Here is a 13,755-nt window from a genome sequence, read left to right as displayed (position 1 = left end):
CAGCAAGCAGTCACGACCTCGGGAGAGAGAAACGGCATGGACCGCGGGACGGTCGGCAGTGCCCAGTCGGGCCGGCTTCTGGTCGAGGTACGGGAAGAGGGCCCCAGTGCCGTCGTGACACCGGCGGGTGAGCTGGATCACCACACCGCCGATCTGTTGCGCGAGCCGCTGGAGGAGTGCCTCGCCAAGGGATTCAACCGGCTCGTCGTGGACTGCTCACGGCTGGAGTTCTGCGACTCCACGGGACTCAACGTCCTGCTCGGCGCCCGGCTGAAGGCGGAGGCCGCGGGAGGCGGAGTGCATCTGGTGGCCATGCAGCCGGTGGTGGCCCGCGTGTTCGAGATCACGGGGGCCGAAGCGGTCTTCACCCTCCACGACACGCTCGAGGCCGCCCTGGCCGACGCGTCCGACCCGTCCGACTGAGCCGTCCTTGTCCGGCCGGCGGAGGGGCGCGTGCGCATCCCGGGGCGGGTGTTTTCGAGCCTCGCCGAGTTTCGTGCGCAATACAGGGGTGTTCGTACGGTCCCCTCGGGCAGGAGAGACCCTGTACCGGCTGTGTACGACTTTGCTGTCTACGACTTTGAAACATGAACTGGTGAATCGGTGAGGTGAAGCGCTGATGAGCACCACCCGGCCCTACTCGCCGGGCGACCGCGGTCCGGAGCCCAGCGGCGCTTCCGGGGCGTCCGAGGGGGGCGCGACCGGGGAGTCCGAGGCGGACGTGCCCGCCGGGCAGGCTGCGATGCTGGGGGCCCCCGCTCCCGCTTCCGCGCCCGCGGCTGCCTCGGGAGCGACGTCCGCGTCCCCGCCCGCGTCCGGGGAGGGCGGCGGACGGCAGACCCGCAGGCTGACCTTCGAGGACACGACCGGGGTCGTTCCGCTGGCCCGTGATTTCACCCGCGAGGCGCTGTACGCCTGGGGCTGGCTGCCCTCCGCCACCGCGGATCAGCGTGCCGCCGCCGAGGACGTACTGCTCGTGGTGTCCGAGCTGGTCACCAACGCCTGCCTGCACGCCGAGGGGCCGGACGAACTGCGGATCACCTGCGAGAAGAAGGTGATCCGGCTGGAGGTCTCCGACCGTGGCACGGGGCAGCCCGCGCCGCGGACCCCGCACCGTGCGGGGCGGCCGGGCGGTCACGGCATGTTCATCGTGATGCGGCTGTGCCTGGACTGGGGCGTCACGCGGACGCCGGGGGTCGCGGGCAAGCGGGTGTGGGCGGAGCTCGGCGCCCCGGCGTAGGCCTGCGGCGCTCGCGCGGGGGTTTGTGCCCACCCCCACCCACCCGTCTCGGCACGCGAAGAAGCCGACGCCCCGGGGCTCCGCCCCAGCCCCTCACGGTGCCCACGTCCGTGCCGCCCCATCGCCGCCCTGCACCCCGGCCTTCTCCTCTTGAGCTTCACCCGGTCCCTTCCCACCCCGCCCGCTAGCAGGGCTGCACCCCGCCCCCGGCTGTGCCGGGCTCCCTCGGAGGGCTTCGCTCGGTCCCTTCCTAGGGCGTCCGCTGCCCGCCCGGGCACCGCCCTGGCGTCTGCGGCCTCCGGAGGCCGGTGCTGCGCTGCTCGCTCGTGCTTGCCGGGGCTCGGGCTTGTGGGGTCCGGGTCCCGCTGAAACGCCGGGAGGGGCACCCCGTCCGTTGGATGGGGTGCCCCTCCGGGAAAGGCGGGCGTTCGCAGGGGTCAGCGCACGTCGCCCATGAGGGCCTTGACGCGCTTGCGGTACATCCAGATCGCGACGCCCGCGACCACCGCGAGGGTCGCCTCCGCGGCGACGATGCCCGTCTTGTTGAGGTCGACGCCGGCGATGGAGAGCAGGCCGGTCGTGGCGTCGCCGGCGGTGACGGCCAGGAACCAGACGCCCATCATCTGCGAGGCGTACTTCACCGGCGCCATCTTCGTCGTCACCGACAGGCCGACCGGGGAGAGCATCAGCTCACCGCAGGTCTGGACGAAGTAGATCGCCACCAGCCACAGGGCCGCCGCCTTGTGGCCGCCCTCCGCGATGCCCAGCGGGGCCAGGAAGAGGAAGAAGGAGGCGCCGACCAGGACCAGACCGCCGCAGAACTTGACGACGGTGCTCGGCTCCTTGCCGCGGCGGGCGAGCGCCAGCCACAGCGTGGCGAAGACCGGGGCCAGGGCCATGATGATGACCGGGTTGACCGACTGGTACCAGGAGACCGGGAAGTCCCAGCCGAAGACGCTGTTGTCGGCCGAGGAGTCGGCGAACAGCGACAGCGTCGAGCCGCCCTGGTCGTAGATCATCCAGAACACGGCGGCGGCGACGAAGAACCAGATGTACGCCGACATCTTGGACTGCTCGGCGCGGTCCAGGGACTTGTCGCGCTTGATGTTGGTCAGCACCAGCACCGGGATGATCACGCCGAGCAGGGTCAGCGGGACCAGGATCCAGTTCAGGGTGTAGTGGCCGGAGAAGCCGACGATCGCGTAGAAGACGACGGCCAGCGCGGCCCAGAAGGCGGCCTTGCGCAGCGTCGAGGTCTTCTCCGCCACGGACAGCGGCTTCGGGACCACGCTGGAGTGCGCGGCCAGGTGGCGGCTGCCGATCAGGAACTGGAGCACGCCCAGGCCCATGCCGACCGCGGCGAGCGCGAAGCCCAGGTGCCAGTTGACGTTCTCGCCGATGGTGCCGATGGTCAGCGGCGCCGCGAAGGCACCCAGGTTGATGCCCATGTAGAAGACGGTGAAGCCACCGTCGCGGCGCGGGTCGTCGGGGCCGTCGTAGAGCTGGCCGACCATCGTGGAGATGTTGGCCTTCAGCAGACCCGAGCCGATGGCGACCAGACCCAGGCCCGCGTAGAACGTCCCGGAGGACGGCAGCGCCAGCGTGAGGTGACCGAGCATGATCACACCGCCGGCGATGGCGACGGTCTTGCGGGGGCCCCAGACCCGGTCGCCGAACCAACCGCCCGGCATCGTGAGCAGGTACACCAGCGAGAGGTACACCGAGTAGATCGCGGTCGCGGTGCCGGCGCCGAGGCCGAGGCCACCCGGGGCGACGAGGTACAGCGGGAGCAGAGCCCTCATGCCGTAGTAGGAGAACCTCTCCCACATCTCGGTCATGAAGAGTGTGGCCAGTCCGCGGGGGTGGCCGAAGAAGGTCTTCTCGGAGCCGGGGGTGCCCGGGGTGACCGAGTCCTTCGTCAGGCTGGACGCCATGGTCGATCCTTGCTGGTCGGGACGCGCTCATGAGGCGATGCGCGCCCGGTGGGGGGCGGCCGGCACCGGCGGCGTCCCCGCCCGTCCCACGCCTGAGGGATTCCGCTCCGGATTGCGAAGCGGTGGGCGGCGGCCACCGGGATCCACGCCTCGGCGCGCGTCACTGCACGCGGTGAGGCCCGGCCACAGGTCATTCCTTTCAAGGCCGGCCGTGGGGGCCGGCCCGCACACAAAAGTGACCTTCAGCGTCGAACTGTCGCCAAAGGTCCGCGGGGTGCTACAGGCGCTGATTCACCATACGGCAGGACACCGCCCGGTATGGAAGCACTTGAGACGCGGATCACAGGTAATAGTGGAACCGCGAACGATCTTTCGAAGGTCCATCACAGGATGGCACCCCACAGTCACAGGTGTGGACGCGGGGTCGACGGAGCCGGTCCCGCGGCGCCCGTCCGGGCGGTGCGCGGCGGGTGCCCGGCTTGTCCCTTGTGCGGCGGCCGTGGCAGCGATCTTGCCCCGGGCGTTGCTCCGAGCGGTCTACCATCAGGCCATGACCCGTGTACTGCTCGCCGAGGACGACGCGTCCATCTCGGAGCCGCTGGCCCGCGCACTGCGCAGGGAAGGGTACGAGGTCGAGGTGCGTGAGGACGGACCCACCGCACTCGACGCCGGGTTGCAGGGCGGCATCGACCTGGTCGTGCTGGACCTGGGCCTGCCGGGCATGGACGGTCTGGAGGTCGCCCGCCGGCTGCGGTCCGAGGGCCACGCCGTGCCGATCCTGATCCTGACCGCCCGCGCCGACGAGGTGGACACCGTCGTCGGCCTGGACGCGGGCGCCGACGACTACGTCACCAAGCCCTTCCGCCTGGCCGAGCTGCTCGCCCGGGTCCGGGCCCTGCTGCGGCGCGGCGCCGTCGAGCCCCCGCAGCCGCCCGCCACCCACGGCGTGCGCATCGACGTCGAGTCACACCGGGCGTGGATGGGCGAGGAGGAGCTCCAGCTCACCGCGAAGGAGTTCGACCTGCTGCGGGTCCTGGTGCGCGACGCCGGCCGGGTCGTCACCCGCGACCAGCTGATGCGCGAGGTCTGGGACACCACCTGGTGGTCGTCGACCAAGACCCTCGACATGCACATCTCCTGGCTGCGCAAGAAGCTGGGGGACGACGCGGCCAACCCCCGCTACATCGCCACCGTGCGCGGTGTGGGCTTCCGTTTCGAGAAGAACTGAGCGAGCCCCCAGGGGGCCCTTCGGGTAAGAGGACATGCGCCGTCGACTGATCCAGTCCACGCTCGCCGTGGTGCTCGTCGTGATCGCCGTCTTCGGCGTCTCCCTCGTCATCGTCGAGACCCGGACCATCAGCAGCACCGCCCAGGAACGGGTCGACCTGGAGGCGGTGCGGCTGGCCAGCATCGTCGACAGCCGGCTCATCGGCACCGGCTCCGTCGACGAGGAGTTCCTGCGGGAGCAGATCCGCGACGCCCGGTACGCCGTGATCCGCATCCCCGGCGAGCCGGTCATCGAGGTGGGCGACAAGCCGTCCGGCGACGTGCTCCAGGGCCGGGCCACCGGTGAGGAGGGCGAGACGGTCCTCGTCGAGGAGCCCAGCTCCTCGGTCACCCGGGAGGTCGGGCGGACCCTGCTGATCATCGGCCTGGTGGCGCTGCTCGCGGTGATCGCCGCCGTACTGCTGGCGATCCGGCAGGCCAACCGCCTCGCCTCGCCGCTCACCGACCTCGCCGAGACCGCCGAACGCCTCGGCTCCGGCGACCCGCGCCCGCGGCACAAGCGGTACGGCGTCCCCGAGCTGGACCGGGTCGCCGACGTCCTGGACTCCTCCGCGGAGCGCATCGCCCGGATGCTCACCGCCGAGCGCCGGCTGGCCGCCGACGCCTCCCACCAGCTGCGCACGCCGCTGACCGCGCTGTCGATGCGGCTGGAGGAGATCACCCTCACCGACGAGCCGGAGACGGTGAAGGAGGAGGCGACGATCGCGCTGTCGCAGGTGGAGCGGCTGACCGACGTCGTGGACCGGCTGCTCACCAACTCCCGCGACCCGCGCAGCGGCTCCGCCGTCACCTTCGAGCTGGACGACGTCATCCAGCAGCAGATCGCCGAGTGGCGTCCCGCCTACCGCAGCGAGGGGCGGGCCATCGTCAGCTCCGGCAAGCGTCATCTGACGGCCGTGGGCACCCCGGGCGCGGTGGCGCAGGTGCTGGCCGCGCTGATCGAGAACTCCCTGATGCACGGCGGCGGCACCGTCGCCCTGCGGACCCGGGTGACCGGCAACCAGGCCGTGGTCGAGGTCACCGACGAGGGCCCCGGCGTCCCGGCCGACCTGGGGGCGCGGATCTTCGAGCGCGCGATCAGCGGACGCAACTCCACCGGCATCGGCCTCGCCGTCGCCCGCGACCTGGCCGAGGCGGACGGCGGCCGCCTGGAGCTGCTCCAGGGGCGCCCACCGGTCTTCGGGCTGTTCCTGTCCCGTACGCCGCCCTCGAAGAAGTCCGCGGCGGACGGCGGGGAAACGGTGCGCTGAGGGCTCCGGGCCCGGGCGGGCGGGTCAGCGGTGGCCGGCGGGGGCGCCGTCCGCGCGGGGGACCGCGGTCGGGTGCTCGTGCTCCAGGAAGGTCTCCGCCCGCGTCACCGGCTCACGCGCGGGCAGCGCCCGGAAGACCCAGCTGCGGTACGACCAGAAGCGGAACAGCGTGCCGATGCCGATGCCGAGGAACTTGAAGATGTTGCTCTGCAACGGGCTGTCCCAGCCGAACCCGTACGTCGCGGTGTAGAGCACGCCGTTCTCGATGACCAGCCCGACCGCGCTGAACAGCAGGAACAGCGACATCTCGCGGGTCTGGCCGCTCTTGTCGCGGTCGCGGTAGGTGAAGTAGCGGAAGCCCACGTAGTTGAAGACGATCGCGGCGATCGTGGCGACGATGCTGGCCCGCACCACCTGGAGGTCGGTGACCTGCCGCACGAAGTTGAAGACGAGGAGGTTGACCAGCACTCCCGCGCCGCCCACGGCGCCGAACTTCACGACCTCACGCACGAACCGGTCGACCCGCTCCCGCATCCCGGCGCGCTGCGCCGCGGGTGCGGAGGGAGCCGTGTGAGCACCCGAGGAACCATGTCCCATGGCCGTGCAGGCCCCCGTCCATCGGTTGGCGTCAATCCGTTCATGCTAACCACCCGGACGCGCGATCTTCCTGCGGACGGTCATACGAGCGCCGGAACGGGCGTCTGGACCGGCTGGAAACGGCCGGTAAACAGGTGGGCTCCGCGCGGCCGATACGCTAGGGGTGTGACGTTCCCGGTAGTCGGTATGGTCGGCGGTGGCCAGCTCGCTCGTATGACCCACGAGGCGGGCATCCCGTTGGGCATCAGGTTCAAGCTTCTCAGTGACACTCCTCAGGACTCTGCGGCGCAGGTCGTGAACGAAGTCGTCGTCGGCGACTATCGCGATCTGGACACGTTGCGCGAGTTCGCGCGCGGCTGTGACGTGATCACCTTCGATCACGAGCACGTGCCGACCGAGCACCTCAAGGCCCTGGAGACGGACGGCATCCCCGTCCGTCCCGGCCCCGAGGCGCTCGTGCACGCCCAGGACAAGGGCGTGATGCGCGCGAAGCTCGTCGCGATCGGCGTGCCCTGCCCGCGGCACCGGATCGTGCGCGATCCGGCCGACGTGGCCGCCTTCGCGGACGAGGGCGACGGTTTCCCCGTCGTCCTGAAGACGGTGCGCGGCGGGTACGACGGCAAGGGCGTGTGGGTCGTGGACTCCGTCGAGGAGGCGGCCGAGCCCTTCCGCGCGGGGGTGCCCGTGCTGGCGGAGGAGAAGGTCGACTTCGTCCGCGAGCTGGCCGCCAACGTGGTCCGCTCCCCGCACGGCCAGGCGGTGGCCTACCCCGTCGTCGAGTCCCAGCAGGTCAACGGCGTCTGCGACACGGTGATCGCCCCGGCGCCCGACCTCGACGAGGCGCTGGCCCTGCGCGCCGAGGAGATGGCGCTCGGCATCGCCAAGGAGCTGGGCGTCGTCGGCCACCTCGCCGTCGAGCTGTTCCAGACCCGCGACGGCCGCGTCCTCGTCAACGAACTGGCGATGCGCCCGCACAACTCCGGCCACTGGACGATGGACGGCGCGATCACCTCGCAGTTCGCCAACCACGTCCGCGCGGTCCTCGACCTCCCTCTCGGCGACCCGCGCCCGCGCGCGCGGTGGACCGTGATGGTCAACGTCCTGGGCGGCGACTACCCGGACATGTACTCCGCGTACCTGCACTGCATGGCCCGCGACCCGCAGCTCAAGATCCACATGTACGGCAAGGACGTGAAGCCCGGCCGCAAGGTCGGCCACGTGAACACCTACGGCGACGACCTGGACGACGTGCTGGAGCGCGCCCGTCACGCTGCCGGCTACCTGAGAGGGACGATCACCGAATGAGCCAGGCCAGCCCGGTGAGCCCGGTCGTAGGCATCGTCATGGGGTCGGACTCCGACTGGCCCGTCATGGAGGCCGCCGCCAAGGCCCTCGACGAGTTCGAGATCCCCTACGAGGTCGACGTCGTCTCCGCGCACCGCATGCCGCACGAGATGATCGCCTACGGCGAGCAGGCGGCCGGACGCGGCCTGAAGGCGATCGTCGCCGGGGCCGGGGGCGCCGCCCACCTGCCCGGCATGCTCGCCTCCGTCACCCCGCTGCCGGTCATCGGCGTGCCGGTGCCGCTGAAGTACCTGGACGGCATGGACAGCCTGCTGTCCATCGTGCAGATGCCGGCCGGTGTCCCCGTCGCCACCGTCTCCGTGGGCGGTGCCCGCAACGCCGGTCTGCTGGCCGCCCGCATCCTCGCCGCCCACGACGAGGAGCTGCTCGGCCGGATGCGCGAGTTCCAGCAGGAGCTCAACGACCAGGCCACCGAGAAGGGCAAGCGGCTGCGCAACAAGGTCGGGGGCTCCGCGGCCGGCTTCGGATTCGGCAAGTGACGCACGGGACGGAAGGGACGCACATGACGACCTCCACGACCCCCACGACCTCTACGGCCTCCCTCGACCGGGCCCGCGAGCTGCTGCGCGAGTTCCCGGTCGTCGACGGGCACAACGACCTGCCCTGGGCGCTGCGCGAACAGGTCCGCTACGACCTCGACGCCCGCGACATCGCCGCCGACCAGTCCGCCCACCTGCACACCGACCTGGCCCGGCTGCGGTCCGGCGGCGTCGGCGCACAGTACTGGTCGGTGTACGTCCGCTCCGACCTGCCCGGCGCGGTGACGGCGACGCTGGAGCAGATCGACTGCGTCCGGCGGCTGATCGACCGCCACCCCGGGGAGCTGCGGGCCGCGCTGACCGCCGCCGACATGGAGGCCGCGCGGGCCGAGGGCCGGATCGCGTCCCTGATGGGCGCCGAGGGCGGCCACTCCATCGACAACTCGCTGGCCACGCTGCGCGCCCTGTACGCGCTCGGCGTGCGCTACATGACGCTCACCCACAACGACAACGTGGCGTGGGCGGACTCGGCGACCGACGAGCCCGGTGTCGGCGGCCTGTCGGCCTTCGGCCGCGAGGTCGTGCGGGAGATGAACCGCGAGGGCATGCTGGTCGACCTCTCGCACGTCGCCGCGACGACGATGCGGGACGCGCTGGACACCTCCACCGCGCCGGTGATCTTCTCGCACTCCTCCGCCCGCGCCGTCTGCGACCATCCGCGCAACATCCCGGACGACGTCCTGGAGCGGCTGCCCGCCAACGGCGGCATGGCGATGGTGACGTTCGTGCCGAAGTTCGTGCTCCAGGCGGCCGTGGACTGGACCGCCGAGGCCGACGAGAACATGCGCGCGCACGGCTTCCACCACCTCGACGCGAGCCCCGAGGCGATGAAGGTGCACGCCGCCTTCGAGGAGCGCGTCCCTCGTCCCGTCGCCACCGTCTCCACGGTCGCCGATCACCTCGACCACATGCGCGAGGTCGCGGGCGTCGACCACCTCGGCATCGGCGGCGACTACGACGGCACGCCCTTCACCCCGGACGGCCTCGGCGACGTCTCCGGCTACCCGAACCTGATCGCCGAGCTGCTCGACCGCGGCTGGTCCCAGGCCGACCTGGCCAAGCTGACCTGGAAGAACGCGGTCCGCGTCCTCGACGCCGCCGAGGAGGTGGCCCGGGGGCTCCAGGCCACGCGGGAGCCGTCCAACGCGTCGCTGGAGGAACTCGACGGCTGAGCCGTCACCTCTGCGGGGGCGGGGCGGCCGGTGGTCCGGCCGCCCCGCCCCCGTGCATCGGGTGCCGGCCCCGCACCGGGTGGCGGTGCGCCGAGCCGCGGCCGCGCCACCGGGTCCGGGCCGGCGAGGAACGGCCGGCCGAGCGCGCCCGTGACCGACCCGGCCGGGGGCTGGGCCGCGTACCCCCGAACGCTCCATCCACCAGGAAGCCCTTTCCGCTCCGTGCGACGGTGGCCGTACCTCACGACGACCGTTCGGAGCCCGTCATGGCAGACCTCCAGGACGACCTGCACACCGGTACCGAGGCCGGTGGGCTCGACGACCTGCCCGTGCCGCTCGCCGCGGAGGCCTTTCCGCCGGAGCCCTACGCGCCCGTGTCCGACCCCGACGACGAGCCGCTGACCCGGGCGCTGGCCGTGCTGGCCGCCCACCCCGTCGCCGACGGCTGCAACGGCCTGCCCTGGGCGCTCAGGCACCTGCCCTGGTACGACCTGGAGCTGGGCGAGAGCGCCGTCGACACCGACGTGCCGCGGCTGCGCGCGGGGCACGTGGGCGCGCTGCTGTGGTCGCTGCACCTGCCCGAGTCCCTCGACGGGGACCGCGCGGTCGGCGCCACGCTGGAGCAGCTCGACCTGGTCAAGACGGTCGTGCGGGCCCACCCGGAGGGGCTGCGTCTGGCCTACGACGCGGGGCAGGCCATCGACGCCCGCAACTGCGGCCGGATCGCCGTGCTGCCCGGTCCCGCGGGCGCCGCCGCCCTCGGCGACCGCCTCGGCATCCTGCGCTCGCTGCACGCCCTCGGCCTGCGCGCCCTGACGCTGTCCGGGGTGAGCTGGGCGAGCGAGGCGGGGCTGACCCGGTTCGGCGAGGAGGTCGTGCGGGAGATGAACCGCCTCGGTGTCGTCGCCGACCTCTCCGGCGCCTCCGCGCAGACCGTCCGCCGTACCTTCGCGGTGTCCAAGGCGCCCGCGCTGTGCACCCGCTCCGCCGCCCGCGCCCTGCGCCCGCACCCCGCCAACCTCCCCGACGACCTGCTGGTGGAGCTGGGCGCGGCCGGCGGCCTGTGCATGGTGCCGCTGACCGCCGAGCAGACCGGCCCGACCGTCCGGGACGTCGCCGACCACCTCGACCACGTCCGCACGGTGGCCGGGCCGCAGAGCGTCGGCCTGTCCGGCACCTACGACACCGGCGCAGCCCACCCCCTGGAGCTGGGCGACGCCTCCTGCTACCCCCGGCTCATCGCCGAACTGCTCAGGCGCGGCTGGGACGAGGCGGACGTGGCCCTGCTGACCTGGGGCAACGTCCAGCGCGTCCTGCGCGCCGCGGCCTTCACCGCGAAGGCGGCCCAGCTGCGCCGCGAGCCGTCCACGGCGACCATCGCCGACCTGGACGGATAGACCGCGCGAGCGTCACGGGTGCTCGATCCGGCACAGGCAGAAGGGGTGTCCCGCCGGATCGGCGTACACCATGAAGTCCTTCTTCTCCCGGTCCTCCAGGTCCAGCGGCCGGGCGCCCAGCGCGAGCACCCGCTCGTGCGCCGCGTCCATCTCCGCCCAGGTCGCCCCGCCTTCGAAGTCGAGGTGGAACTGCTGGGCGTTGCGGTCGGAGCGCGGCCACTCGGGCGGGGTGAGGCCCAGCGCCCGCTGGAAGGCCAGACGGGGTCCGCCGGGCACCTGGAGGACCACCCAGTCGGGGTCGTCCTCGTCGGGCGTGCCGCCCCCGACCGCCGCGTAGAAGCGGGCCAGCTCACGGGGCTCGGGACAGTCGACGACGACGGAACGGAAACGTGCCACGGGTGCCATGCGGGTCCTCCGAGTGTTCGTGGTCCGGTGTTCAGCAGGCGCAGAGGCAGAACGGGTGCCCGGCCGGGTCGGCGTACACACGGAAGGTGCGGGTGCGGTCCTGCGCGTCCAGCGGCCTCGCGCCCAGCTCCAGCACCGCCTTCTCGGCCGCGTCCAGGTCCGGGACGGTCAGGTCGAGGTGGAACTGCTGCGAGTCGTCGGGCGCGGGCCACTTCGGCGGCACGAACCCGGGGGCGGCCTGGAACGCCAGCGCCTGCCCGCCCGGCAGCTTCAGGTCGACCCAGTCGCCCTCGCCCTCGACGGTGCCGCCGAGCACGTCGGCGTAGAAGCGGGCCAGTGCGCGGGGGTCGGGACAGTCCAGGACGACGACACCCAGTTCGGCGACAGCCATGACTTCCTCCTTGAAGCACGCGATCTACGGTTACCTGCAAAGGCCGGGTAACCGGTAACGGTTACTGCATGCTCCCCTATTGGGGGTAACGTCGCAAGCATGAGTGAGCGAGTGCCCGCACCGGGTGGCCTGGCCCTGGTCGAGGCCCTGGTGAACACGCTGCTGGACGTCGAGACGGGCGCCGACTCGCTGGACACCCCGGAGGTGCGGGCGCGGTTCGGGCTGACCGAGGACGACCTGCCCGCGGCCCGCGAGCTGCGCGAGTCGCTGCGCGCCACCCTGCTCGCCCACGCCGGCCATCCGCCGCACCGCCCGGTGACCCCGCTGGGCGAGCTGCTGGCCGCCGCCCCGCTGGTCGTCGCCGTCGACCCGGCCGACGGCTCCGCCGCCCTCGCCCCCGCCCGCGACGGCTCCCTCACCGCGCGCGTCGCCGCCGCCGTCGCCGAGGCGCTGGTGGCCGGCACCTGGAGCCGCTTCAAGGCGTGCGAGGCCGCCGACTGCCACTGGGCGTACTACGACCGCAGCCCGGGCGGACGAGGCCGCTGGTGCTCGATGCAGGTGTGCGGGGCGCGCGCCAAGATGCGCCGGTACCGGGCCAAGGAGGCGTAAAACCGCGAGGGGTTCACCGGTCGCCGCGCCGCTTCGTGGGGCAGAATGCGGACGACGCCGGTTCGGCCGACTGAGCCTCGGCCGAACCGGCGTCGCCCTGCCGGACCTCCGGCGGCCGTCAGGCCGTCGGGCGGCCCATCGCCCGGTACGTCCAGCCGGCCTTCCGCCAGAGCGTCGGGTCCAGGGCGTTGCGCCCGTCCAGGATCACCCGGGCCGCCGCGGCCTCGCCGAGCGCCTCCGGGTCCAGCTCGCGGAACTCCCGCCACTCGGTGAGGTGCAGCACCACGTCCGCGCCCCGCACCGCCTCCAGCGCCGAGTCGGCGTAGCCGAGGGTCGGGAAGAGCCGCCGGGCGTTCTCCATGCCCTTGGGGTCGTACACCGTCACCTGGGCGCCCTGGAGGTGGACCTGCCCGGCGACGTTCAGCGCGGGGGAGTCGCGCACGTCGTCCGAGTCGGGCTTGAAGGTGGCGCCGAGCACCGCGATCCGCTTGCCCAGGAACGGGCCGCCGCCCAGCGCCTGCCGGGTCAGCTCGACCATCCGGCCGCGCTGGCGCATGTTGATGGAGTCGATCTCGCGCAGGAAGGTCAGCGCCTGGTCGGCGCCCAGCTCACCGGCGCGGGCCATGAAGGCGCGGATGTCCTTGGGCAGACAGCCGCCGCCGAAGCCGATCCCGGCCCGCAGGAACTTCTTGCCGATCCGGTCGTCGTACCCGATCGCCTCCGCCAGCTTGGCGACGTCGCCACCGGCCGCCTCGCAGACCTCCGCCATCGCGTTGATGAAGGAGATCTTGGTGGCGAGGAAGGAGTTCGCGGCGGTCTTCACCAGCTCGGCCGTCGGGAAGTCCGTGACGACGAACGGCGAGCCCTCCGCGATCGGCGTCGCGTACACCTCGCGCAGCAGCCGCTCGGCCCGCTCGCTGCGCACGCCGACCACGAGCCGGTCGGGGTGCAGGGTGTCCTCGACGGCGAAGCCCTCGCGCAGGAACTCCGGGTTCCAGGCCAGCTCGGCCTCGTCGCCCGCCGGCGCGTGCTCGGCCAGGTAGGCGGCCAGCCGGTCGGCGGAGCCCACCGGCACGGTCGACTTGCCGACGACCAGCGCCGGGCCGGTCAGGTGCGGCGCCAGCGAGGCCAGCGCGGAGTCGACGTACGACATGTCGCAGGCGTACTCGCCGTGCTTCTGCGGGGTGTTCACGCACAGGAAGTGCACGTCGCCGAAGGCCGCGACCTCGGCGAAGTCGGTGGTGAAGTGCAGCCGCCCGCTGGAGCCCTCGATGCCGGCGACGTGCTTGCGCAGCAGCTCCTCGAGACCCGGCTCGTACATCGGGACCTGGCCGCGCTGGAGCAGCTCGATCTTCTCGGGCACCACGTCGAGACCCAGCACCTCGAAACCCAGCTCGGCCATCGCCGCCGCATGGGTCGCGCCGAGATAGCCGGTGCCGATCACGGTGATCTTGAGGGCCATGGGTGCTCCAGAGGTGTACGGCTGAGGTGCGCGCCCGAGCATATCCGGGACGCGGGGAAAGCCTTTCGGTCGGCTGTCGTCAAGCTCACCTATCCACCGGCACGGCG

14 protein-coding genes are annotated in these 13,755 nt (G+C 72.3%); 9 read left to right on the top strand and 5 right to left on the bottom strand.

The window, feature by feature from the left end:
* The first annotated feature begins 36 nt into the window (after nt 1–36).
* Together ACIRGB_RS14600 and ACIRGB_RS14595 are read left to right on the top strand one after the other, a co-directional pair.
* Complete coding sequence (locus tag ACIRGB_RS14600; RefSeq protein WP_403863616.1) at nt 37–423, top strand: STAS domain-containing protein; 387 nt, start codon at nt 37–39, stop codon at nt 421–423.
* Nucleotides 424–619: 196 nt separating this feature from the next.
* Nucleotides 620–1,240, top strand: coding sequence for an ATP-binding protein (locus tag ACIRGB_RS14595; protein WP_403863613.1), 621 nt, complete (start codon nt 620–622; stop codon nt 1,238–1,240).
* A 437-nt stretch (nt 1,241–1,677) separates the two neighbouring features.
* Here ACIRGB_RS14595 and ACIRGB_RS14590 read toward each other — a convergent pair whose 3' ends face one another.
* On the bottom strand, nt 1,678–3,174 hold the full coding sequence (locus ACIRGB_RS14590; RefSeq protein ID WP_403863610.1) for an MFS transporter: 1,497 nt from the start codon (nt 3,172–3,174) through the stop codon (nt 1,678–1,680).
* A 550-nt stretch (nt 3,175–3,724) separates the two neighbouring features.
* Here ACIRGB_RS14590 and ACIRGB_RS14585 point away from each other — a divergent pair.
* Complete coding sequence (locus ACIRGB_RS14585; protein ID WP_030191398.1) at nt 3,725–4,402, top strand: response regulator transcription factor; 678 nt, start codon at nt 3,725–3,727, stop codon at nt 4,400–4,402.
* A 34-nt stretch (nt 4,403–4,436) separates the two neighbouring features.
* On the top strand, nt 4,437–5,711 hold the full coding sequence (gene draK / locus ACIRGB_RS14580; protein WP_403863607.1) for a two-component system sensor histidine kinase DraK: 1,275 nt from the start codon (nt 4,437–4,439) through the stop codon (nt 5,709–5,711).
* A gap of 24 nt (nt 5,712–5,735) precedes the next feature.
* Here the strand turns inward: draK and ACIRGB_RS14575 are convergent, their stop codons facing one another.
* Nucleotides 5,736–6,308 carry a GtrA family protein gene (locus ACIRGB_RS14575; protein WP_403863604.1) on the bottom strand — a complete coding sequence of 191 codons (573 nt, stop codon included), beginning with the start codon at nt 6,306–6,308 and terminating at the stop codon, nt 5,736–5,738.
* A 165-nt stretch (nt 6,309–6,473) separates the two neighbouring features.
* On the opposite strand from ACIRGB_RS14575, the gene ACIRGB_RS14570 reads away from it, so the two are divergent.
* The 4 genes from ACIRGB_RS14570 to ACIRGB_RS14555 all read left to right on the top strand — a co-directional run bounded on the left by ACIRGB_RS14570 (nt 6,474) and on the right by ACIRGB_RS14555 (nt 10,781).
* Nucleotides 6,474–7,613: a 5-(carboxyamino)imidazole ribonucleotide synthase gene (locus ACIRGB_RS14570; RefSeq protein ID WP_403863601.1), complete on the top strand. Its 1,140-nt coding sequence runs from the start codon at nt 6,474–6,476 to the stop codon at nt 7,611–7,613.
* A complete protein-coding gene (gene purE, locus ACIRGB_RS14565; RefSeq protein WP_059302061.1) occupies nt 7,610–8,152 on the top strand; it encodes a 5-(carboxyamino)imidazole ribonucleotide mutase in 543 nt (180 codons plus the stop codon). Before ACIRGB_RS14570 ends, purE begins: the two co-directional genes overlap by 4 nt.
* Before the next feature lie 23 nt (nt 8,153–8,175).
* A complete protein-coding gene (locus ACIRGB_RS14560) occupies nt 8,176–9,384 on the top strand; it encodes a dipeptidase (protein ID WP_403863598.1) in 1,209 nt (402 codons plus the stop codon).
* 266 nt (nt 9,385–9,650) lie between these two features.
* Nucleotides 9,651–10,781, top strand: coding sequence for a dipeptidase (locus ACIRGB_RS14555; RefSeq protein ID WP_403863596.1), 1,131 nt, complete (start codon nt 9,651–9,653; stop codon nt 10,779–10,781).
* Nucleotides 10,782–10,793: 12 nt separating this feature from the next.
* On the opposite strand, the gene ACIRGB_RS14550 is transcribed toward ACIRGB_RS14555, so the two are convergent.
* Together ACIRGB_RS14550 and ACIRGB_RS14545 are read right to left on the bottom strand one after the other, a co-directional pair.
* Nucleotides 10,794–11,186 carry a VOC family protein gene (locus ACIRGB_RS14550; RefSeq protein WP_403863593.1) on the bottom strand — a complete coding sequence of 131 codons (393 nt, stop codon included), beginning with the start codon at nt 11,184–11,186 and terminating at the stop codon, nt 10,794–10,796.
* A 31-nt stretch (nt 11,187–11,217) separates the two neighbouring features.
* The gene (locus tag ACIRGB_RS14545; RefSeq protein WP_403863590.1) at nt 11,218–11,577 is read right to left on the bottom strand and encodes a VOC family protein; all 360 of its coding nucleotides are present in this window, start codon (nt 11,575–11,577) and stop codon (nt 11,218–11,220) included.
* A gap of 99 nt (nt 11,578–11,676) precedes the next feature.
* Here ACIRGB_RS14545 and ACIRGB_RS14540 point away from each other — a divergent pair, with 99 nt between their 5' ends.
* On the top strand, nt 11,677–12,186 hold the full coding sequence (locus ACIRGB_RS14540) for a CGNR zinc finger domain-containing protein (protein ID WP_403863587.1): 510 nt from the start codon (nt 11,677–11,679) through the stop codon (nt 12,184–12,186).
* Nucleotides 12,187–12,304: 118 nt separating this feature from the next.
* Here ACIRGB_RS14540 and ACIRGB_RS14535 read toward each other — a convergent pair whose 3' ends face one another.
* Nucleotides 12,305–13,648, bottom strand: coding sequence for a UDP-glucose dehydrogenase family protein (locus tag ACIRGB_RS14535; protein ID WP_403863584.1), 1,344 nt, complete (start codon nt 13,646–13,648; stop codon nt 12,305–12,307).
* Between the last annotated feature and the right edge of the window lie 107 nt (nt 13,649–13,755).

Origin of the sequence: Streptomyces sp. NPDC102490, assembly GCF_044765285.1 — a bacterium.
Classification (GTDB): Bacteria; Actinomycetota; Actinomycetes; order Streptomycetales; family Streptomycetaceae; genus Streptomyces.
This window is presented reverse-complemented; position numbering and strand designations above follow the sequence as displayed.